This window comes from Mycobacterium sp. NGS69, from assembly GCF_059812165.1.
Window position 1 is genome coordinate 53,522 of the sequence record NZ_JCALCD010000016.1, and the last position, 20,932, is coordinate 74,453.

Here is a 20,932-nt window from a genome sequence, read left to right on the forward strand (position 1 = left end):
TCCGCTCGCAGGTTGGCGATCCAGTACGCGATCGACCTCATGCTCGCGTACGTCGTGGCCGTCGTCGATGCCGCCGCCATCCTGATCCCGCTGCGCGGACACACGTCCGCGGCGGCCGACGTCGACATCGCGCAGCGGAACACGGCGCTGGTGCTGGCGCTGATCGCGGTGGGCGTCGTCGGCGTCGTGGTGGCCGGTGTCCGCAACCTGGCTCCCACGCTGCGGTGGTATGCCGCCGGGGACGAACCGACCGACGCGCAACGGGAAGCGGCGATGAGGATCCCCGGCCGCCAGTCGGCGATCCTCCTGCTCGCCTGGGCCGGGGCGGGGGTGATCTTCGCGGCGATGAATCTGGCCGGGGGGCCCGAGGTGATGCTGCCCATCGTTCTCGGTGTGCTGCTGGGTGCGCCGGCGGCCGCCGGCATGGGGATGCTGTTCGCGCAACGCACTTTGCGACCCATCATGGGTGCCGCCACGCTCGGCCGCGAGCCGCGGATGGTGGTGCCAAGCGTGTTCGCGCGCCTGGTGTTGCTGTGGTTCTTGTGCAGCGCGCTGCCGATCGGGGTGATCGCGGCCCTGGTCGTCCTTCGCTCGTACGGGTGGCTGATCCAGAAGTCCGCCTCGCTGGACGTGCCCGTCCTGGTGGTGTCACTGGCGGCGGTGCTGCTCGGTTTGCCGACGATGATTCTGACGTCGCGCTCCATTTCCGATCCCCTCAGCGAGGTCGTCGACGCGATGGCGGAGGTCGAACACGGCCGCATGGAAACCAAGGTGGGCGCCTACGAGCGATCCCAAATCGGGCGCCTGCAAACGGGATTCAACCGAATGGTCGCCGGGCTGGCCGAGCGGGATCGGCTGCGGGACCTGTTCGGGCGCCACGTCGGAACCGACGTCGCACATCGCGCCATTCAAGAGGGTGCGTCGCTGTCCGGCAACGTGGTCGAGGCGGGGGTCCTCTTCATCGACCTGGTCGGCTCCACGCAGCTCGCGGAAAGCCGCCCCCCGCAAGAGGTCGCCGAGGTGCTCAACGACTTCTTCCAGATCGTGGTCGACGCGGTCGACGAACACAACGGGTTGATCAACAAATTTGCCGGCGACGCCGCATTGGCCGTCTTCGGTGCCCCGTTGCGCACGGCGCAACCTGCGTCGGCGGCACTGGCGACGGCGCGCGCGTTGGCCAGCCAGCTGCGCCGGCTACCCGTCGTCGATTTCGGCATCGGCGTTTCGGCGGGCCGCGTCTTCGCCGGCAACGTCGGCGCCGAAAACCGTTACGAATACACGGTGATCGGCGACGCGGTCAATGAGGCGGCGCGGCTGGCCGACCTTGCCAAAACCGCCGAGCGGCGAATCCTGTGTTCGGCGGCGGCCATCGACCGGGCCGACGACGCCGAGCGCGCGCACTGGGCCGAGTGCTATTCCACCGTGTTACGCGGGCGCTCCGAGGCCACCCACGTGTCGGCGCCGGCGGGGCCCGTTAGTTCCTGACCTACTTCTTTACCTTCAGCGCCCCAACGACTTTGTTGATGATGCCCGCCGAGGCCGCGTCGCCGATGGGTGTCGCGCCCATGAAGATGGTGACCGGCTTCGTGTCGACCGCGATGATGACCACGGAGTCGCCCTTGACGTTGCGTGCGGGGTCGGCGATCGCGATGTCGGCGTCCACGCGGGCGGCCTTCACGCCGTCGACCGTGAGCGACGACGTCTTCGTCGGGCCCAGGGTGGGCGTGGCGTTCGCGTAGCCCGGTCCGTTGGCCACGCAGTCCAACAACTTCGACGCCTGCGCGCCGACGTCCATGCTGGAGACGAAGTTGGTGACGGCGACCTCCGCCTGCATCATCCACTGGTTGGCGCCGGGCACCTCCGCCCCCACGCCGACCGCGCCGATGAGGTTGGGGGACTGGTCGTCCGAAAAACCCTGCCAACCGGGGGTGGCGCTGGCCGGGAACGACAGCTTGCCCGCGCTGATCGTGTCGCCGGAGGGCTTGTCGCCGCCGGACACGTTGGGCGTGCAGCCGGTCGCCGTCTGCTGGGAGCTGTTCGGCGACGACGAGGGGGCGCTCGTGGAGGACGGGACGGACGGGTTGGTCGAGGGGCCCGCCCTGTTGGGCTTGCTTCCGCTGTTGAGCCCGACCACCACGAGCACCACCAGCACGATGACGCCCAGCACCGCGATACCGGCGAGGATCAGCCACGGCGCCTTGGAGCGTGGCCCCGGCGGCGGCCCGGGCGGGTACGGCCCGCCCGGCCCTCCCGGCCAGCCCGGCGGAACCTGCTGGCCGGGAGGCGGGAACTGCTGGGGCTGGTAGGGGCCCGCCGGATATGGGCCGCCCGGCGCGGGGTAGGGGTATCCGCCGCCCGGCGGCGGACCGCCCGGCGGGGGGCCACCCAGTGGCGGACCGGCCGGTGGCTGGCCACCCTGCGGCGGTCCACCCCAATACGGGCCCTGCCCATAGGGATTCGCCCCGTAGGGATCCTGACCGTAGGGGCTGCCGGGGGGACCGCCGGGGGGATTTGTCATCGCCGAACCGCTCTCATCTATTCCTCCGGCTTCACTTTGGCCATCGCCAACACGTCGAGGCGGCGGTCCAGCTCTTCGAGCGACAGCTTGTCACCGATCAGGCCGCGGTCGATGACGGTCTGTCGGATGGTCTTGCGCTCCTTGAGCGCCTGCTTGGCCACCGCGGCGGCCTCCTCGTAGCCGATGGCCGAATTCAGCGGCGTCACGATCGACGGCGACGACTCGGCAAGCTCGCTCAGATGCTCGACATTGGCCCTGAGGCCGACGATGCAGCGCTCCGCGAACAGCCTCGAGACGTTGGTGAGCAGCTTGAAGGACTCAAGGATGTTGCGGGCCATCATCGGGATGTAGACGTTGAGCTCGAAGGCGCCGGACAACCCACCGACGGCGACCGCGGCGTCGTTGCCGATCACCTGCGCGGCGACCTGCGTAACCGCTTCCGGCAGAACGGGATTCACCTTGCCGGGCATGATCGAGCTGCCCGGCTGCAGGTCCGGCAGCTGGATCTCGGCCAGGCCGGTCAGCGGGCCCGATCCCATCCAGCGGACGTCGTTGGCGATCTTGGTCAACGACACCGCGATGGTGCGCAGCGCGCCGGAGGCCTCGACCAGCCCGTCGCGGGCGGCCTGGGCCTCGAAAGAGTTGACCGCCGGGCGCAATTCGCTCAGGCCGGTGGAAGCGACCAGGGTCTCGACCACCTTGACGCCGAACCCGTCGGGTGCGTTGAGGCCGGTGCCCACGGCGGTGCCCCCGATCGCGAGCTCACCCAGCCGCGGCAGTGTGGCCCGGACGCGTTCGATCGCGGCCTCGATCTGGCGGGCGTACCCGCTGAATTCCTGGCCCAACGTCACCGGGACGGCGTCCATCAGGTGGGTGCGGCCGGACTTGACCACCGTGTGCCACTCGCGCGCCTTGCTCGCCAGCGCGTCGTGCAGCACCTCGAGCGCGGGGATGAGGTGACGCACCGCCGCTTCGGTCGCCGCGATGTGGGTGGCCGTCGGGAAGGTGTCGTTGGACGACTGCGACATGTTGACGTCGTCGTTGGGATGCACCGTCACCTCGTTGGCGGCGGCGATGCTGGCGATCACCTCGTTGGTGTTCATGTTCGAGCTTGTCCCCGAACCGGTTTGGAAGACGTCGATGGGGAACTGGTCGTCGTGGCGGCCGTCGGCGATCTCGGCGGCCGCGGCGATGATCGCGTCGGCCTTCTCCGGCGCCAGCAGCCCCAGGTCCTTGTTCACTTGCGCGCACGCGCCCTTGAGCAGCCCCAGCGCCCGGATCTGGGTGCGCTCCAGGCCGCGGCCCGAGATCGGGAAGTTCTCGACCGCGCGCTGAGTTTGCGCGCGCCACAGGGCCTTTGCCGGCACCCGGACCTCGCCCATGGTGTCGTGCTCGATGCGGTACTCGGCGTCGTCAGTGGCCATAGATTTGGTGTTCCTCTTTCGTTGCGGGTTTGGGTCAGGTTGGTCAGGGCAGGGGATAGGCGGCAGAGCTGTCGCCGGTGAAGTCGATCGCGGAGTACTCGTTGAGCTTGGACAGCCGGTGATAGGCCTCGATCAGGCGCACGGTGCCGGACTTCGAGCGCATCACGATCGACTGGGTGGTGCAGCCGCCGGGGTAGTACCGGACGCCCTTGAGCAGGTCGCCCTCGGTGACCCCCGTCGCGCAGAAGAAGACGTTCTCGCCGGACACCAGGTCCTCGGTGGTCAATATCTGGTCCAGGTCGTAGCCGGCGTCCAGCGCCTTGCGGCGCTCGGCGTCGTCAATGGGCGCCAGTTGCGCCTGGATGGCCCCGCCCATGCAGCGGATCGCCGCCGCGGCGATGATGCCCTCCGGCGTGCCGCCGATCCCGGCCAGCATGTCGGTGCCCGACTCCGGCCGGCACGCGGAGATGGCGCCGGCGACGTCGCCGTCGGTGATCAGCCGGATCCGGGCCCCGGTGGCCCGGACGTCTTCGATGAGCTGTGCGTGCCGCGGCCGGTCCAGGATGCACACCGTCATGTCGCGGACCGACAGGGCCTTGACCTTGGCGACGGCCTTGATGTTCTCGGCGATCGGGGCCGTGATGTCCAGCACGTTCGCGGCCTCGGGGCCGACGGCGATCTTGTTCATGTAGAACACCGCTGACGGGTCGAACATCGCGCCGCGGTCGGCCACCGCCAGCACGGAGATGGCGTTGGGCATGCCCTTGCTCATCAACGTGGTGCCGTCCACCGGGTCGACGGCGAAGTCGCACTCCGGCCCGTCACCGTTGCCGACCTCTTCGCCGTTGTAGAGCATCGGCGCCTGGTCCTTCTCGCCTTCGCCGATCACCACCACGCCGCGCATCGACACGGTGTTGACCAGCTCGCGGATGGCGTCCACGGCCGCGCCGTCGCCGCCCTCCTTGTCGCCACGGCCTACCCAGCGGCCGGCCGCCATGGCGCCGGCCTCGGTCACCCGGACCAGCTCCATCGCCAGGTTGCGGTCGGGGGCTTCACGGCGTTGGGGGCGATCGCTCATGGTTGCCGATTGTCCCAGAAGCGGATCGGTCTGCGGGAACTGGGATACTCGAGCTCATGACCGACGAGCCGCAGCCGAACGCCGAGGTAGGCGAGCCGGCGCCGGCACCCAAACCGGCAAAGCCCCGGCTGCTGCAGGACGGTCGCGACATGTTCTGGTCGCTGATGCCGCTGGTCGTCGGCTGCATCCTGCTGGCCGGCCTGGTCGGGATGTGTTCGTTTCAGCCGGTCGGGACCAACAAGGGCGCGGTCCCGTCCTACGACGCGGCGGCGGCCCTGCGGGCGGACGCCCAGGCGCTGGGCTTTCCGATTCGGCTGCCCCGGCTACCCGCCGGCTGGCACTCCAACTCCGGCGGCCGCGGCGGCATCGACAACGGCCGAACCGACCCCGCGACGGGTCAGCGGCTGCACGCGGCCACCTCGACGGTGGGCTACATCAGCCCGACGGGCATGTACCTGGGCCTGACCCAGAGCAACGCCGACGAGGACAAGCTCGTCGGGTCGGTCCACCCGTCGGCGTATCCGACCGGGACGGTCGGCGTAGACGGCGTCAACTGGGTCGTCTATCACGGCGCGGGCCAGAACGGCTCCGACGCCGAGCCGGTATGGACCACCAGGCTCACCGGCCCGGGCGGCGCCACCCAGATCGCGATAACCGGTGCCGGCAGCGCCGACGAATTCCGTACCCTGGCCTCGGCGACGCAATCAGCGTCGCCGTTACCCGCGCGCTGAAAGAAGGCACCGCGTGACCGCACCCCAAGGAGACCTGTCCGGATGGTCGGTGGCACCGTTCACCGGAGGCGGCTACACCCACGACGTCTACCGCAAGGGCACCGGCCCCGGCGTGGTGCTGATACCGGAGATCCCCGGCATCCATCCCGCCGTGCTGGGCCTCGGTAATCACCTGGTGGACAACGGCTTCACCGTCGCCATGCCGTCCCTATTCGGTGAGCCGGGCAAGCCGAAGACGCTCGGCTACATCATCAGCTCCATCACCCGGGCCTGTGTCGCAAGGGAATTCGCGGCGTTCGCCACCAACAAGGAGCGGCCGGTGTCGTTGTTCCTGCGCGCGCTGGCCCGCGACCTCAACGCGTCGACGCCGGGCAAGGGCGTCGGCGTCATCGGCCAGTGCTTCACCGGCGGCTTCGCGCTGGCCGCCGCGGTCGACGACAGCGTTTTGGCCCCGGTGCTCTCCCAGCCGTCGGTACCGATGCCGCTGGGCCGCGCGCGCCGTGCCGACACCGGTCTGAGCGAATCCGAGATGACCACCGTGGCCGACCGGTGCGCCAACGACGGCCTGTGCGCGATGGGCCTGCGCTTCAGCGAGGACAGCGTCGTGCCGAGGGAGCGGTTCGCGGCGCTCAAGGCGCGCCTCGGCGACGCGTTCGAGGTCATTGAAATCGACTCGCGCCCAGGCAACGAGGGCGGTTTCGGCAGGATGGCGCACTCGGTGCTGACCGACGAGGTCCGCGAAGTTGCCGGTCAACCCGCATACGAGGCGCGCAAACGGGTAGTCGAGTTCCTAACCGAGCGGCTCACCTAGGGAAGTTCGAGATCATGGCGACCGACAACCGCGTGGTCGAAACCACCGATGGCCCGGTCCGGGGCGCTGACGACGGGGACGTCAGGACCTGGAGGGGCATCCGATACGCCGCGCCGCCCGTCGGCGACCTGCGATTCCGGCGACCGGAGCCCCCGCAGCGGTGGGCGGAGATCGCCGACGCCACCACCTACGGCCCCGCGTGCCCGCAACCCACCTTCCCCAACATGCCGCTGGAACTCGGTGCGCCGCAGGACGAAGACTGCCTGCGCCTCAACGTCTTCGCGCCGGCGGGCACCGCGCCCGGCGATGCCAAACCGGTGATGGTGTGGCTGCACGGCGGCGCCTACGTCCTGGGATCGGCCAGCCAGCCGCTCTACGAGGGCCACCGCCTGGTCACGGGCGGCGACGTGGTCGTCGTGACGGTCAACTATCGCCTTGGTGCGCTGGGCTTTCTCGACCTGTCGTCCTTCAGCACCGCGCGGCGCCGCTTCGATTCGAACATCGGGCTGCACGACGTGCTGGCGGCGTTGCGCTGGGTGCGCGACAACATTGCGGCGTTCGGGGGTGACCCCGAAAGGGTCACGCTGTTCGGCGAATCCGCCGGCGCGGGGATCGTCACCACGCTGCTGGCGACCCCGGCGGCCGAGGGCCTGTTTGCCGGCGCGATCGCCCAGAGTTCGCCGGCCACATCGGTATACGACCGCGGCCGGGCCGAGCGCGTCGCCGTGAGCTTCCTCGACAAGCTGCGAATCGACCCGGCCGCGTTGCCCGACGCGCCGATCGAAGCGATCCTGGCCGCGTCGCAGGAAGTGTTCGACGAGGTGCCCGTGCGCAATCCGGGCTTGCTCGCGTTCGTCCCGATCGTCGACGGCGACCTGCTGCACGACTACCCGGTCAAACTGGCGCAGCAGGGCCGCTCGCACCCGGTCCCGTTGATCATCGGCACCAACAAGCATGAGGCGGCGCTCTTCCGGCTGATGCGCTCGCCGCTGATGCCGATCACCCCGCACGCGATCACGTCGATGTTCACCCAGATCGCCGCCGAACAGCCCGACCTGCAATTGCCCACCCAGGAGCAGATCGTGTCGGCCTACTCCGGATTGCGGCGCAAGGCAAGGTTTTTGAGCATCGCCACCGACGTCGGTTTCCGGATGCCGTCGGTGTGGCTGGCCGAGGGGCATAGCAGCGTCGCGCCGGTATATCTGTACCGGTTCGACTATTCGACGCCATTGCTGAAGCTGCTGCTGGTGAACGCCGCGCACGCCACCGAATTGCCTTACATATGGGGCAATCTCGGGGCGCCGAAGGACCCGACCCTGAAACTTGGCGGCGCCAAGACTGCGAAGGCGGTTTCGAAACGGGTGCGCGCGAGGTGGGTCAACTTCGCCAGCTACGGGAAGCCCGCGGGCCCCGACGGCGAGCCGGAGTGGACGCCCTACCAGGAGGCCGATCGGGTCTGCCTGATCATCGACAAGCGCGACAGGATCGCCAACGACGTCGACGCGCAGATCCGGGCCGCGTGGGGCAGCGAGATGGTGAGTTTCCGCTAAGTCGCGGTGTTCGCCCTCCGCCAGGGAAACCAATTGCGGCGCACGGGTTCGTCGTCGGGCGCATCGAGTTCGACGCCCTTGTAGACCGCGAGGTAGACGTCGACGGTGGTGACGATGAGGATCATCAGCACCGGGCCGATGACGATGCCCCACGGGCCGAACATGGCGATCCCCGAGAACACCGCCAGCAGCATGAGGGCCGGATTCAGCCGCGCGTCGCGGGGCACGAGGATGGGCCGCAGGAAGTTATCGATGTTGGTGACCACGATGAGGTGCCACAGGACCACGAAGGCGCCACCGGCGATGTTGCCGTAGAAGATCATTCCGATGCCAAAGGGGATCGTCACGATCCCGCCGCCCAGCGGAATGATCGACAAGGCGGTCAGCACGACCGCGAAAATGAAGAAGCCGTGGTGAAAGCCGGCGACGTAGATCGATGCGGCGCCGGCGACGCCCTGACACAGCGCGATCACGAACTGGCCGCTGACGGTGCCGCGCACCATCGCACCGGCCTTTCTCAAGTACAGAGCGGTGACCTCGTCGCCCAGCGGGTTGAGCTGGCCGATCAAGGTTCGAACCCGCTCGCGATTCACCAGCAGCGCGAGGAAAACGTACAGAAAAATTATGGCCGACGTGACCGCGCCGGCGATGCCACCGACAGCGCCCTGCAAGAAATGCAGGAGCCATTCGCCGACGTTGCGTCCCACGGTGACCATCGATTTCCGCAGCGTGTCCGTGGTTACCGTGGTGTGCGCGAAGGGGACCCGCGCCAGCAGGTCGTTGACCGCATGCAGGACTCGGTCGCCGAGCCCGCTCAGGTCAGTGGTCCTGACCCACCCGGCGATGCTGTCGACCATGCGCCGGATCTGAACGAACGCCAGGATCACCAGGAGCCCGACCGGCACGATGACGACGACCAACGCCGACAACAGCGTGCAGGTGGCCGACAAGCCGGTGCCGAGACGTTTGTTGAACCAATTGAACAGCGGTGTGAACAAATGCGCCCCGACCGCGGCAACCACGATGAGCACGAAGTAGTTACGCAAGAAATACGCACCGAACAGCAGGGCGATCAGGGTGAGCACCGCGAGGGCGCGTTTTTGGGTGAGCGTGAATTCGGTGTTCATGCGAACCGGGCCGCCCTCCGCGTCGTCGCTGCTGAGCTGCACCTTAACGCCGGGCGGTGCCTCTCGTCAGCATCCGCGCCGCCTGGGGCGCCGAGAGGGTGAGCTTCCGCTACGACGCGCGCCGGCGACTACTTCGGGCAGAAAGCGCGATGCCGATGCGCTGACGCCAACGCCTCGGCGGTGCCAAGATGTCGGTATGGCCGACCGGCGGGTTCGCTACGCACGTAATGGCTCCGTCCGGCTGGCGTATCGCGAGTTCGGCGAGGGTGACACCACGCTCGTTTGGAACCCCGGTTGGTTCAGCAATGTCGACCTTGCGGACGAACCGGCAAGTCCGCTTATCTCTGTGGTAGAACAGCTGGCGGAGGTCACGCGGCTCATCGTGTGGGACAAGCGGGGCACCGGCCTCTCCGATCCGGCCTCCCACGTCCCCCCGCTCGACGAGCGAATGGATGACCTCCATGCCGTTCTCGACGCCGCAGAGGCCGAGCGTCCGTCCCTTTTCGGGATGTCCGAGGGTGGCCCGATGAGTCTCTTGTTCGCGGCGACGTACCCCGAACGCGTTCATTCACTGGTGATGTACGGCGTGTCGGCGCGGTTTTCCCAAGAGTTGCCGGATTGGCCCTTTGGGTTTACCGCCGAAGAGAAGGCCCGCCATCTGGAAGATATCGAAAGTCACTGGGGTGAGGGCGCGCTCGCTGAGCTGTTCTTCGGTGACTTCGCCGGCCTACCGGGATTTCGCGAACTCTACGGGCGGTATCAGCGGGCGAGCGCGAGCCCCACGATGGCCGCGTGGCTGTGGCAGGCACTGCTGGAGATCGATGTCCGCGCCATACTGGGTACCGTTCGCGCCCCGACGCTAGTCCTGGCGAGGCCCGGTGATCGCATTTCTCCATTGGAGGGCGCGCGGGCGTTGGCCGCTGCCATTCCCGGGGCCGAATTCAAGACACTGCCTGAGGGGCCGCACTCCCAGGTGGACGAGGTGGTGGGTGCGGCGATCCTCGACTTCGTCTGCGGCACATCGGGTGTCGCCGTCGACGAACGCGTGGTCAAGACGGTGCTGTTCACGGACATCGTCAGTTCCACCGAGCTGCTCAGCGCTCGTGGCGATGCTCACTGGCGTCGCCAGCTCGATGCGCATGACAAAGCCGTCGACTGGCTGGTGGAGAAGTACGGCGGCCGCCGAGAGAAGCACACGGGAGACGGGGTCTTCGCGCTCTTCGACGGGCCGACCAAGGCGGCCCGCTGCGCGTTGGAAATGGTGCCGGCCCTCGCCACGCGGGGCATCCGCATCCGGGCGGGTGTGCACACTGGTGAATGCCAGCGACGCGGCAATGAGTGGAGCGGCATGGCCGTGCACACCGGCGCGCGGATCGGCGCGTTGGCGGGCGCGGGTGAGGTATTGGCCAGCCGCACCGTCCGCGATCTGTCCGCCGGATCGGGCCTTACATTCGAAAGCCTTGGACCACAACGCCTCAAAGGCCTGCCGGAAGAGGTCGACGTCTACCGGCTCACCGCACCGACAAGCGGCCCAGGCTAGTTCGTCCCGCCCGCCGCGGCCTGACTCTTCATCTGGCCGAACAGGTCCACGTAGTACGGGAGGCATTCGGACATGGCCTTGTCGGTGGTGAACAGCGGCTCGTATCCGAGATCGCGCCGTGCCTTGTCGATCGAGAAATAGTTGTCCAGATACAACCGCTCGATGGCCAGCGGCTCCAGCAGCGGCGCGGGTATCCCGAACCGGAAATGCAGCCGCTGCCAACCGCTCATCGCGGCGCGGACCATCGGGCCGTTCACGCGCACCCGGGGCCAGTTCACGCCGCAGGCCTCCACCACCGGCCGGGCGAACTCGAACATGTTGATCGGGTCGGCGTCGTTGATGAAGTACGCCTGACCGGGCGCCGTCCCGCCGGGGACCAGGTGCTGGGCGGCCAGGATGAAACCGTGAATCAGGTTGTGCACGTAGGAATTGTCGAGCCGAGCCGACTTGCGGCCGATCAGCACCTTGACGTGCCCGGCGATCACGCTTTCGAACAGTCTGCGAAACATCGTCTGATCGCCGCGGCCCCAGATGCCGCTGGGCCGGATCGCACAGGTCAGCATGTCCCCAACACCGTTCTGCGCCAACACGAATCGCTCGGCGACCACCTTGGTTTCGGTGTAGAGGTCGTTGAACCTGTTGGTATACGGCAGCGTCTCGTCACCCCCGGCGATGTTCTGCCCGCCCATCACCACGCTGTTCGACGACGTGTAGACGAAACGCTTCACCCCGGCCCGCTGCCCGGCGTGCACCAGGTTCTCTGTGCCGCCCACGTTGACGGCGAAACTGCGCTGGCGGTATTCGTCGGTGACCGACGCGCCGCCCATCAGCTCGATGAGCGCGGCGGTGTGGAACACCGTGTCGATGCCGTCCACCGCCGCGGCGCAGACGCCTGCGTCGGTGATGTCGCCCTGCAGCACCTCCAGCTGTGGATGCGCCGGAAGCGGCGAGGGGGCACGGTCGAAGGACCGCACCTGGTATCCGCGGTCGAGCAGGCTGGTCACCAGGTTCGCGCCGACAAACCCCGAGCCGCCGGTGACCAGGACGCGCCCGAGTTCGGTTGTCAGTGATGGATCACCCATAGTTCGCGAAGCATAGTCCACTGGAACGTGTTCCAATATCGGACGCGGTCAGGCCTCGCCGGGCTCGCCGGCCGCGAGCGCGTCCTCGACCCGCTTGCGCGCGCCAGCTAAGTGCTCTTCGCACCTTTTGGCCAGCTGTTCGCCCCTTTCCCACAGCTGCAGCGACGCGTCGAGGTCCAGCCCGCCCTGCTCCAGCAGCCGCACCACCTCGATCAGCTCGTCGCGGCACGCCTCATAGCCAAGCTGACTAATGGGAGTAATTGATTCGCCCTCTTCAGCGACCATCGGTCACCCCCTCGCTCACCGCCGCCACGGCGCCGTCGGCCACCCGCACCCGCAGCCGCGTGCCCGGCGGCGCGTCGGCGACCGAACGCAGCACCGCCGCGGGTCCCGCTTGGGGGACGGCCTGCACGACGGCGTAGCCGCGGGCCAGGGTGGCCGCCGGGCCCAGCGTGGCCAGCCGCGCGCCCAGGTGGCCGACGCGGTCGGTCTCGGCGGCGACGAGGCGCCTGATGTCGCGGCGCACCGCCGAGCGGGCGCGGTGGATCTCGTCGGCGCGGTTGGCCAGGGCCGTCAGTGGCTCGGCCAGCACGGGGCGGCTGCGCAACTGGGTCAGCGCGCGTTGTTCGCGGGACACCCAGTTGCGCAGGGCCTGCGCGCTGCGCCGGCGCAGGTCGTCGATCAGCCGCTGCTCGGCGGCGGTGTCGGGCACGACCCTCTTGGCGGCGTCGGTGGGGGTCGCGGCGCGCAGGTCGGCGACCAGATCGCACAGCGGGTTGTCGGGCTCGTGCCCGATCGCGCTGATCACCGGCGTGCGGCAGGCCGCGATCGCGCGGCACAGGGTTTCGTCGGAGAACGGCAGCAGGTCCTCCACGCTGCCGCCGCCGCGGGCCACCACGATCACGTCGACGTCGTGGTCGCGGTCGAGTTCGGCCAGCGCCTCGACGATCTGCGCGACCGCGTTGGGTCCCTGCACGGCGGTGTTGCGCACGGCGAAACGCACCCCGGGCCAGCGGGCGGCAGCCACCGTCGTCACGTCGTGTTCGGCGGCGCTGGCCCGGCCGGTGATCAGCCCGATCATGTTGGGCAGGAAGGGGATTGGTCGCTTGAGTCGAGGGTCGAACAGCCCTTCGGCGTCGAGCAGCCGGCGGAGCCGGTCGATGCGGGCCAGCAGCTCGCCGATGCCGACCGCGCGAATCTCGCTGAGCCGCAACGAGAATGTGCCGCGGCCGGTGTAGAACGACGGCTTGCCGCAGACCACCACCTGGGTGCCTTCGGCGAGTTTCACCGGTGCGTTTGCCACCAGGTCGCGCGAACACGTCACGGTCAGCGACATGTCGGCGGCCGGGTCGCGCAGCACCATGAACACCGTCTTGGAGTCGGGCCGCATCGTGATCTGGGCCAGCTGCCCCTCGACCCAGACGATGCCCAGCTTGTCGATCCAGCCCGCCACGCGGACCGCCACCGCGCGCACCGGAAAGGGGTTCTCCGCGGAGTTGGGTTCGGGACCAGACGCTCGGGTCACTTCGCGTTCGCGCGGGTGATCCTGTTGGCGAGGAGCGTCTGGAACGGCGCCCGGGCCTTGGTGGCCTGTTCGTAGGACAGCAGGGCCTCGAGCTCGTCGACGCTCAGCGACTGCAGCCTGGCGCGCAGTTGGGCCAGCGTCAGCGCCGGGTAGTCGAGTTCGGTCGCCACCGCGGGCTGCGCGACCGTGTGCTTCGCCGCCGGCTTCTTGGCTTGCTTCGCGGGATTGACGAGCGCGCTGGCGTCCTCGTGCGCATCGGCCACCGAGTACAGCGCGAACCGGCCCTCGGCGCGCCGAGCGGCTTCGTCGCCGTCCGCCGCTGGGACCCCGTCGTCTTCGGGCAGGTCCTCGTCGAAGGTCGCCCACTCCGGCTTCTCGTCCTTGGGCGGAAAGATCGACTCGAGGGTGCTGTCGCCCTTGATCACCAGCTCGGCGAGGTTCTGCTGAAACCGCATCACAATGTGCGCCGCCGTGCTGGCCAGCGTCATGGGGTACATCAGGATGGTTTTCGGCAGCTTCATGGTCTCCTCGACAGCGACTGTCGCCGCGCCGACTATCAGCCGAACTCCGTACGGTGCAGTGGCCATGAGTCCAAGACTGCCTCAACCGGCGGATAAGTCCAAGCCGACCGCCGGCCGGTACCCTGAATGTCATGCCGCCGACCGTTGACATGGGAATTCCCGGTGCAGCCAGCTCGGTTGCCAGCGACCCGATCGGCAAGAGGGTGCTCCTGGCGGAGCCGCGTGGCTACTGCGCGGGCGTGGACCGGGCCGTCGAGACGGTGGAGCGCGCCCTGGAGAAGCACGGCGCCCCCGTCTACGTGCGCCACGAGATCGTGCACAACCGGCACGTCGTCGACACGCTGAAAGAGGCCGGCGCCGTCTTCGTCCAGGAGACCGACGAGGTCCCCGAGGGCGCCATCGTCGTCTTCTCCGCGCACGGCGTCGCGCCGACCGTCTACGCCGCGGCCGCCGACCGCAACCTGCAGACCATCGATGCCACCTGCCCGCTGGTGACGAAGGTGCACAACGAGGCCAGGCGCTTCGCGCGGGACGACTACGACATCCTGCTCATCGGCCACCAGGGGCACGAGGAAGTCATCGGGACGGCCGGCGAGGCGCCCGAGCACGTGCAGCTGGTCGACGGCGTGGCCGCCGTGGACGACGTCACGGTGCGCGACGAGAACAAGGTGGTGTGGCTCTCGCAGACCACGCTGTCGGTCGACGAGACGATGGAGATCGTCGAGCGGCTGCGGCAACGCTTCCCCAAGCTGCAGGACCCGCCCAGCGACGACATCTGCTATGCGACCCAGAACCGCCAGGTCGCGGTCAAGGCGATGGCGCCCGAGTGCGAGCTGGTGATCGTTGTCGGGTCGCGCAACTCGTCGAACTCGGTGCGGCTGGTCGAAGTGGCGCTGGGCGGCGGGGCGGCGGCCGCCCACCTGGTCGACTGCGCCGACGACATCGACCCGGCGTGGCTGGAGGGCGTCACGACGGTCGGCGTCACCTCCGGTGCGTCGGTGCCCGAGGTGCTGGTGCGCGGTGTGCTGGAGCGGCTCGCCGACTGCGGCTTCGACGTGGTGCAGCCGGTGACGACGGCCCAGGAGACGCTGGTGTTCGCGCTGCCCCGGGAAATCCGGTCGCGCCGCTAGCCCTCGTACTCCCAGGGTCGTGCCGACCGTGTAGGGCTCCGGCGTTCGGAACGCGGCTGAACCGCGTCGTCGTCCAGCGGGGCATCCCCGCGGTAGCGCACCCGTGAGATCGGGTGGTGTGTCGAATTGCCATTACCGCTCGGTGCGGGACGACGACGCCGGGGCTCGTACGACTCGTACGACTGGTACCGGTCGAAGCGCTCGGGCGCGCCGGGCGGCTCGTACGGCTCGTAGCCGTCGAACCGGCTGCTCCGTGGCGCCGGCCGGTCGTAGGGATCGCGGCGGGCGCGGGACTCGCGGCGGGTGTCGCGCGGCGGCTGGACCCGCGGGTCGGGATCGCCCGGCGGCCTGGGGCGGCGCCGCGGCCGCGGCGGGGGCTCGGCGGGATCGAAGTCACGGGGCGGTGCCGGGCGCCGGCGCCGCGGCCGCTCCGTCGTGGGATCTGCGTGGTCGTCCTCCAGCGGCGGGCGCCCGTGCCGGGAGTGGCTTCGGCTGGACCGTGTGCCGGACCGGCTGCCGCGCGCGGTCGTCCGGCCGTCCCGCGCGGATGCTCTGGCGGAGCGGGCCCGTTTGGGCGTGGCCGGTGCGTCCTCGGCATCGTCCTCGCGAGCACTGACGCCGAAGAACGAATTCAGTTTCGCCCCAACGGCTCCGACAAACGAATGGGATTCTTTAGCCGCTCCCGCGGCGTCGTCTGTGGTGACCGACGCGCCCTGCGACTTCCCGAAATACCAGCGCACCAGGCCGATCAGCAGCACGCCGCCGGCGGTGCCCAGCATCAGCGGGAAGCGCTCGATGAGCGGATAACCGCAGTTGATCAGGAGGTCCTTGAGGTTGCCGAGCTTGCGTCCGTGGAACATCCAATAGGCGCCGGGGACCGCGCAGAAAAGAATCAGCGGTGGCTGAATGATCGCGGTGAACACGCCCTCCTGCCGCACGGCCAGCACCGCGGCCACGCAACCGGCTATATAAAAGGCCGCGAAGACGTGCGTCAGGTCCTTGTGACCCATTCCGGCGTCGACCGCGTAACCGATGGCGGTCGCGGACACCGCGATGAGCAGGGCCGCCCACCACGGCACACCTGGGATCCCGGGGTGGATCGAGCGGTGGTTAGCCTCAACCGCCGACCTTTCCCGCTGTGCTGACACATGTAGACCGTACCGGGAATGAGCCGAAACGCTCGTAAAGACCTTGTTAGCGACGGCTGGCGTGCCCCCGCAATATCAAAGCCGCACGCACGAACGAACCGCCACGGCCGGCCCCTTAGACTTGGTTCCCCGTGAGCCTCAGCCTTGGAATCGTCGGCCTGCCCAATGTCGGCAAGTCGACGCTGTTCAACGCGCTGACCCGCAACAACGTGGTGGCGGCGAACTATCCGTTCGCGACGATCGAACCGAACGAGGGCGTGGTTTCGCTGCCGGACCCGCGGCTGGCCAAGCTGGCGGAGCTTTACGGATCCGAGCGCATCGTGGCGGCGCCGGTCACGTTCGTCGACATCGCCGGGCTGGTCAAGGGCGCGTCCGAGGGGGCCGGGCTGGGCAACAAGTTCCTCGCCCACATCCGCGAATGCGACGCCATCTGCCAGGTGGTGCGGGTCTTTTCCGACGACGATGTGACCCACGTCGCAGGCGAGGTGGATCCCAAGTCCGACATCGAGGTCGTCGAGACCGAGTTGATCCTCGCCGATATGCAAACCCTCGAGCGCGCGTTGCCGCGGCTGGAGAAGGAAGCGCGCACCAGCAAGGAGCGCAAGCTCGTGCACGACGCCGCCGTCGCGGCGCAGTCGGTGCTGGACGGCGGCACGACGCTGTTCGCCGCGGGAGCTGACGTCTCGCTGCTGCGCGAGCTGAACCTGCTGACCATCAAGCCGTTCCTGTACGTCTTCAATGCCGACGAGGCCGTGCTGACCGACGCCGCGCGGGTCGCCCAGCTGCGCCAGCTCGTCGCGCCGGCCGACGCCGTATTCCTCGACGCCGCAATCGAATCCGAGCTGGTCGAGCTCGACGACGCGTCGGCCGCCGAGCTGCTGGAGTCGATCGGGCAGACCGAGCGCGGCCTCGACGCGCTGGCCCGGGCGGGGTTTCACACGCTCAAGCTGCAGACGTTCCTGACGGCAGGGCCAAAAGAGGCGCGGGCGTGGGTAATTCATCAAGGCGACACCGCGCCCAAGGCCGCCGGGGTGATCCACACCGACTTCGAGAAGGGCTTCATCAAGGCCGAGATCGTGTCCTACGACGACCTGATCGCCGCGGGGTCCATGGCGGCGGCCAAAGCGGCCGGCAAGGTCCGCATGGAGGGCAAGGACTACGTGATGGCCGACGGCGACGTGGTGGAGTTCAGGTTCAACGTGTAGTCGCGAGGCGGTCAACCGGTGACGTCGGTGAGGATCTCGGCCGCAGGAACGTTGGCCGGTAGGCGTGGCGAAAATACATAATGTAAGGAATTTCCGACACACTCAGCGATCGACGGGGTTGGCACGCCATGGCCGCTATCCATTTCATCTCGGGTTTGCCGCGTTCGGGTTCGACTTTGCTGGCCGCGTTGTTGCGGCAAAACCCGCGGTTCCAGGCTGGGATGTCGGGACCGCTGGCCGGCCTGTTCGGTGCCCTGCTCGGCGAAATGAGCGCGCGCAACGAGTTTTCGGTGTTTATCGATGACGCCAAGCGCGAGCGCATCCTGCGTGGGTTGTTCAACGACTTCTATGCCGAGGCCACCGACGAGGTGGTCTTTGACACTAACCGCGGCTGGTGTGCGTGGATGCCGGCGCTTGCGCGGCTGTTTCCCGATGCGAAAGTCATTGCCTGCGTGCGTGAACTGCAGTGGGTGGTGGACAGCATCGAGCGGTTGGTGCAGCGCAACGTCTTTAGCCCGTCGTCGATTTTCAACTACAGCGCCGGGGGCACCGTGTATACCCGCGCCAAACAGGTGGTGGCCCCCGAAGGCATGGTCGGCGGTCCTTACGACGCCCTCAAACAGGCGTGCTATGGCGCGCAACGGGATCGCCTGTTGTTGGTGCAATACGAAACGTTGACCACCGACCCGGCGTCGACGATGCAGGCCATCTACGCCTTTCTCGGTGAGCCGGTGTTCGACCACGATTTCGGTCACGTCGATTACGACGTGACCGAGTTCGACGAGCGCGCCGGGACTCCGGGGCTGCACACGGTGCGGCCCATGGTTAAGGCCGAACCGCGCGACTCGCTGCTGCCCCCTGATCTGTTCAACCGCTTCGTCAACGACGCATTCTGGCGCGACCCGGAGAGGATTCCCGCCGGCTTGCGCGTCGTGTGAGGTTTTCTTCTGCCCCGAAGCAATCAGTCGCGTGGGTGCGTTCCCGCCTACCGGGCAGGCGTTCAACGGACCTGACCACCACTGCCCGGACCGGCGATGCGGACATCGACCATCCGGCCGGCCGCGCTCGCCACGATCGCGGCTGCCGATCGGCGGGGCAAGCCGCCGCACTGGGGCCTGAACGGCACCCGGTCAGGCCGCAACGCCGGGACCGACCGATGGCGCGTCCATGACCCGGCGCGCCGCACCGAGGTGGCCGCCGCCGCGCCAGCAGCGCGATACCTCGCGCTGGGCCGCGTAGCGCCGCAAACGACAACCGCGGCCGGGTCTTTCGACCGGGCCGCGATTGTCGTATCCGTCGGCGGCGGACTCTTACGGGAAGTTTGAGCCGTTCGCGCCGTTCGTGCCGGGTGTGCCGTCGGGTTGGGCGTTGCCACCGTTGCCGCCGTTGCCGGCGGTGCCGCCGGTGCCGTTGCCGCCGTTGCCGCCGAGACCGCCCTGGCCGTTGCCGCCGACACCCGTTGTGGTGCCGGTGCCGCCGAACCCGCCGTTGCCACCGGTACCGGCACTGGTGCCGCTGGCAATGCCGATGCCGCCGCTGCCGCCGTTGCCCCCGGCGCCGCCGGGAGCGGTGCCACCGGCGCCGCCTGCCCCGCCGTTGCCGCCGGTAGCGTTTGCGTTGACGGGCGTGAAGGGGCTGTCCGTATTGACGGTGCCGAGGCCGCCGGTGCCGCCGATGCCGCCGAGAGCGCCGCCGGCGCCGCCGATGCCGCCCGCCCCGCCGACACCGCCGGTGGCGGTGCCGGAAGCGGTGCCCTGACCGGTGGCCACCACTTGGCCGCCGCCGCCGGCGCCGCCGGCGCCGCCGCCGATGCCGGTGCCGCTGTCGCCGCCGGCGCCGCCGATGCCGGTGCCGGTGGCAGTGCTGGGAGCGCCGTAACTGGCGGCGATGAGGGTGCCAAAGCCTCCGGCGCCGCCGGTGTGGCCGTCGAAGCCGGCACCGCCGGCGCCGCCGGTGCCGATTCCCGAGGCGTGGCCGGAGCCGCCCAAGCCGCCGATAACGGCGGCGAAACCGCCGGCGCCGCCGGTGCCACCGGTGTGGCCGGCGCCGCCGGCGCCGCCGGTGGCGATGCCGTGAGCGTCGCCGACCTCGCCGGCGGCGGTGGCGACCTGGACGGAGGCGCTGCCGCCGGCGCCGCCGGTGCCGGCGGTGTAGCCGGCCCCGCCGGCCCCGCCGGTGGCCGTGCCGCTAGCGATGCTGCCGGTACCGGTGGCCCCAATAAAGGCCACTCCACCGGCACCGCCGATGCCGCCGGCGGTGGCGGCACCGCCGGCCCCGCCGGTGGCATCGCTGCCGGCGCCGCCGGCGATGGCGCCTGCACCTTCGGCTTCGATATTTGCTAAGCCGCCGGTGCCGCCGGTGCTGCCGACACCGGTGGCGTCGCCGCCGGCCCCGCCCATAACGGTGCCGCTGGCGCTGCCGCCAGGGGTGGTAAGGCCGTCAAACATGCTGGCGCTCCCGCCGGCGCCGCCGATGCCGCCGTCGGTGCCCGCACCTCCGGTGCCGCCGGTGGCCGTGCCGGTAGCAGTGCTGCCAGTACCGAAGGCTGCGACCGCGCCGATGCCGCCGGCGCCACCGTTGCCGCCGACGCCGGTGCCGTGACCGCCGGCGCCGCCGGTGGCGGTGGCGTCAGTGACGGTGGCACCGTTGAGTGCCTCGACGACGCCGTGACCGCCCGCACCGCCGATGCCCCCGTCGATGCCGGCACCCCCGGCCCCGCCGGTGGCGGTGCCGCCGGTGACAGAACCGCCTGTGCCGCCAAGGCCTGCGATTACGCCGGCGTAGCCTCCGGCGCCGCCGGCCCCGCCGTCGGCGCCGCCGGCGCCGCCGACCCCGCCGGTGGCGGTGCCGCCAGTGACGGAGCTGCCTGCGCCCGAGGCAAAGATGGCGGCGGTGCCTCCGGCGCCGCCGGCCCCGCCAGCTGCGCTGGCGGTACCGGCGCCGCCCTCCCCGCCGGCCCCGCCAGTGGCGGTACCGCTGGCGCTGGCACCGCCGATGGCCCCGACGTGGGCGCCGCCCCCGCCACCACCGCCGCCACCGCCGTCGCCGGCCGCGGCGTTAGTGCCCGCGGCGCCCGCGCCGCCGACCCCTCCGACGCCTCCGATCGCACCGGCGCCGACACTGGCGCCGGTCCCTCCGGCGCCACCGGTGCCCCCGCCGCCGAACACGCCGCCGTCGGTGCCGGCACCGCCCATGCCGCCGGTGCCGCCGGTACCTCCGCCCTGCGCCTGATACGTACCGACGACGCCCTGGCCATCGCCGCCTTGACCCCCGGTCCCGCCGTCACCGCCGCTGCCGCCGCCGGTGCCGCCGACGCCGGCCCCGCCGGCCCCGCCGGCCCCACCGGCCCCGCCGTTGCTGGCGTGCAGAGCGACGCCGCCGCCGCCGACGCCGTTACCGCCGCCGCCGCCGGCGCCGCCGGTGCCGCCGGTGCCGTTGGTGCCGTGGGCGCCGCCGTCGGTGCCGGCGCCGCCGGCACCCGCGTTACCGCCGGTGCCGCCGTTACCGCCCGCGCTGCCGTTGATGGTCGGGTCGGTGGAGGT

Annotated in this window: 17 protein-coding genes and 1 pseudogene; 8 read left to right on the forward strand and 10 right to left on the reverse strand. The window is 69.7% G+C overall.

Features of this window, described 5'->3' with window-relative positions:
* Window positions 1-39: 39 nt before the first annotated feature.
* Entirely contained in the window at window positions 40-1,485 is a 1,446-nt protein-coding gene (locus AC5Y2S_RS28435; RefSeq protein ID WP_499959947.1) for an adenylate/guanylate cyclase domain-containing protein, read from the forward strand.
* Window position 1,486: 1 nt separating this feature from the next.
* On the opposite strand, the gene AC5Y2S_RS28440 is transcribed toward AC5Y2S_RS28435, so the two are convergent.
* Genes AC5Y2S_RS28440 through glpX form a run of 3 tightly spaced genes read right to left on the reverse strand, consistent with a single transcriptional unit; the run spans window position 1,487 to window position 5,020 of the window.
* Entirely contained in the window at window positions 1,487-2,518 is a 1,032-nt protein-coding gene (locus AC5Y2S_RS28440; protein WP_499959916.1) for a hypothetical protein, read from the reverse strand.
* Between the two features lie 17 nt (window positions 2,519-2,535).
* Window positions 2,536-3,942, reverse strand: coding sequence for a class II fumarate hydratase (locus AC5Y2S_RS28445; protein WP_499959918.1), 1,407 nt, complete (start codon window positions 3,940-3,942; stop codon window positions 2,536-2,538).
* A 43-nt stretch (window positions 3,943-3,985) separates the two neighbouring features.
* A complete protein-coding gene (gene glpX / locus AC5Y2S_RS28450) occupies window positions 3,986-5,020 on the reverse strand; it encodes a class II fructose-bisphosphatase (protein ID WP_499904956.1) in 1,035 nt (344 codons plus the stop codon).
* Window positions 5,021-5,076: 56 nt separating this feature from the next.
* On the opposite strand from glpX, the gene AC5Y2S_RS28455 reads away from it, so the two are divergent.
* Genes AC5Y2S_RS28455 through AC5Y2S_RS28465 form a run of 3 tightly spaced genes read left to right on the forward strand, consistent with a single transcriptional unit; the run spans window position 5,077 to window position 8,112 of the window.
* Window positions 5,077-5,751, forward strand: coding sequence for a DUF4245 domain-containing protein (locus tag AC5Y2S_RS28455; RefSeq protein ID WP_499959919.1), 675 nt, complete (start codon window positions 5,077-5,079; stop codon window positions 5,749-5,751).
* 13 nt (window positions 5,752-5,764) lie between these two features.
* Window positions 5,765-6,562: a dienelactone hydrolase family protein gene (locus AC5Y2S_RS28460; RefSeq protein ID WP_499959920.1), complete on the forward strand. Its 798-nt coding sequence runs from the start codon at window positions 5,765-5,767 to the stop codon at window positions 6,560-6,562.
* Between the two features lie 14 nt (window positions 6,563-6,576).
* Window positions 6,577-8,112 carry a carboxylesterase/lipase family protein gene (locus AC5Y2S_RS28465; protein ID WP_499959922.1) on the forward strand — a complete coding sequence of 512 codons (1,536 nt, stop codon included), beginning with the start codon at window positions 6,577-6,579 and terminating at the stop codon, window positions 8,110-8,112.
* Here AC5Y2S_RS28465 and AC5Y2S_RS28470 read toward each other — a convergent pair.
* Complete coding sequence (locus AC5Y2S_RS28470) at window positions 8,109-9,239, reverse strand: AI-2E family transporter (RefSeq protein ID WP_499959949.1); 1,131 nt, start codon at window positions 9,237-9,239, stop codon at window positions 8,109-8,111. The genes AC5Y2S_RS28465 and AC5Y2S_RS28470 overlap by 4 nt on opposite strands.
* Before the next feature lie 196 nt (window positions 9,240-9,435).
* Here AC5Y2S_RS28470 and AC5Y2S_RS28475 point away from each other — a divergent pair, with 196 nt between their 5' ends.
* Window positions 9,436-10,779, forward strand: a complete 1,344-nt coding sequence (locus AC5Y2S_RS28475; protein WP_499959926.1) for an adenylate/guanylate cyclase domain-containing protein — start codon at window positions 9,436-9,438, stop codon at window positions 10,777-10,779.
* Here the strand turns inward: AC5Y2S_RS28475 and AC5Y2S_RS28480 are convergent.
* The 4 genes from AC5Y2S_RS28480 to AC5Y2S_RS28495 are packed head-to-tail and all read right to left on the reverse strand — an operon-like array spanning window position 10,776 to window position 13,973.
* Window positions 10,776-11,861 carry a 3-beta-hydroxysteroid dehydrogenase gene (locus tag AC5Y2S_RS28480; RefSeq protein ID WP_499959927.1) on the reverse strand — a complete coding sequence of 362 codons (1,086 nt, stop codon included), beginning with the start codon at window positions 11,859-11,861 and terminating at the stop codon, window positions 10,776-10,778. The two genes, AC5Y2S_RS28475 and AC5Y2S_RS28480, sit on opposite strands and share 4 nt — an antisense overlap.
* 48 nt (window positions 11,862-11,909) lie before the next feature.
* Complete coding sequence (locus AC5Y2S_RS28485; protein WP_499959930.1) at window positions 11,910-12,146, reverse strand: exodeoxyribonuclease VII small subunit; 237 nt, start codon at window positions 12,144-12,146, stop codon at window positions 11,910-11,912.
* Window positions 12,136-13,386: an exodeoxyribonuclease VII large subunit gene (xseA, locus tag AC5Y2S_RS28490; protein WP_499959931.1), complete on the reverse strand. Its 1,251-nt coding sequence runs from the start codon at window positions 13,384-13,386 to the stop codon at window positions 12,136-12,138. Before xseA ends, AC5Y2S_RS28485 begins: the two co-directional genes overlap by 11 nt.
* Window positions 13,383-13,973, reverse strand: a complete 591-nt coding sequence (locus AC5Y2S_RS28495) for a lipid droplet-associated protein (protein WP_499959933.1) — start codon at window positions 13,971-13,973, stop codon at window positions 13,383-13,385. The genes xseA and AC5Y2S_RS28495 overlap by 4 nt, the downstream gene beginning before the upstream one ends.
* 65 nt (window positions 13,974-14,038) lie before the next feature.
* On the opposite strand from AC5Y2S_RS28495, the gene AC5Y2S_RS28500 reads away from it, so the two are divergent.
* Window positions 14,039-15,037, forward strand: a complete 999-nt coding sequence (locus AC5Y2S_RS28500) for a 4-hydroxy-3-methylbut-2-enyl diphosphate reductase (protein WP_499959934.1) — start codon at window positions 14,039-14,041, stop codon at window positions 15,035-15,037.
* Here the strand turns inward: AC5Y2S_RS28500 and AC5Y2S_RS28505 are convergent.
* Complete coding sequence (locus AC5Y2S_RS28505; protein WP_499959936.1) at window positions 15,034-16,185, reverse strand: DUF6542 domain-containing protein; 1,152 nt, start codon at window positions 16,183-16,185, stop codon at window positions 15,034-15,036. The two genes, AC5Y2S_RS28500 and AC5Y2S_RS28505, sit on opposite strands and share 4 nt — an antisense overlap.
* A 131-nt stretch (window positions 16,186-16,316) precedes the next feature.
* Here AC5Y2S_RS28505 and ychF point away from each other — a divergent pair, with 131 nt between their 5' ends.
* Both ychF and AC5Y2S_RS28515 read left to right on the forward strand, forming a co-directional pair.
* Window positions 16,317-17,390 carry a redox-regulated ATPase YchF gene (gene ychF, locus AC5Y2S_RS28510; protein WP_499959937.1) on the forward strand — a complete coding sequence of 358 codons (1,074 nt, stop codon included), beginning with the start codon at window positions 16,317-16,319 and terminating at the stop codon, window positions 17,388-17,390.
* Window positions 17,391-17,518: 128 nt separating this feature from the next.
* The gene (locus AC5Y2S_RS28515) at window positions 17,519-18,328 is read left to right on the forward strand and encodes a sulfotransferase family protein (protein WP_499959938.1); all 810 of its coding nucleotides are present in this window, start codon (window positions 17,519-17,521) and stop codon (window positions 18,326-18,328) included.
* 372 nt (window positions 18,329-18,700) lie between these two features.
* Here AC5Y2S_RS28515 and AC5Y2S_RS28520 read toward each other — a convergent pair.
* Window positions 18,701-20,932: pseudogene (locus tag AC5Y2S_RS28520) on the reverse strand (PE family protein); the annotation flags it as partial.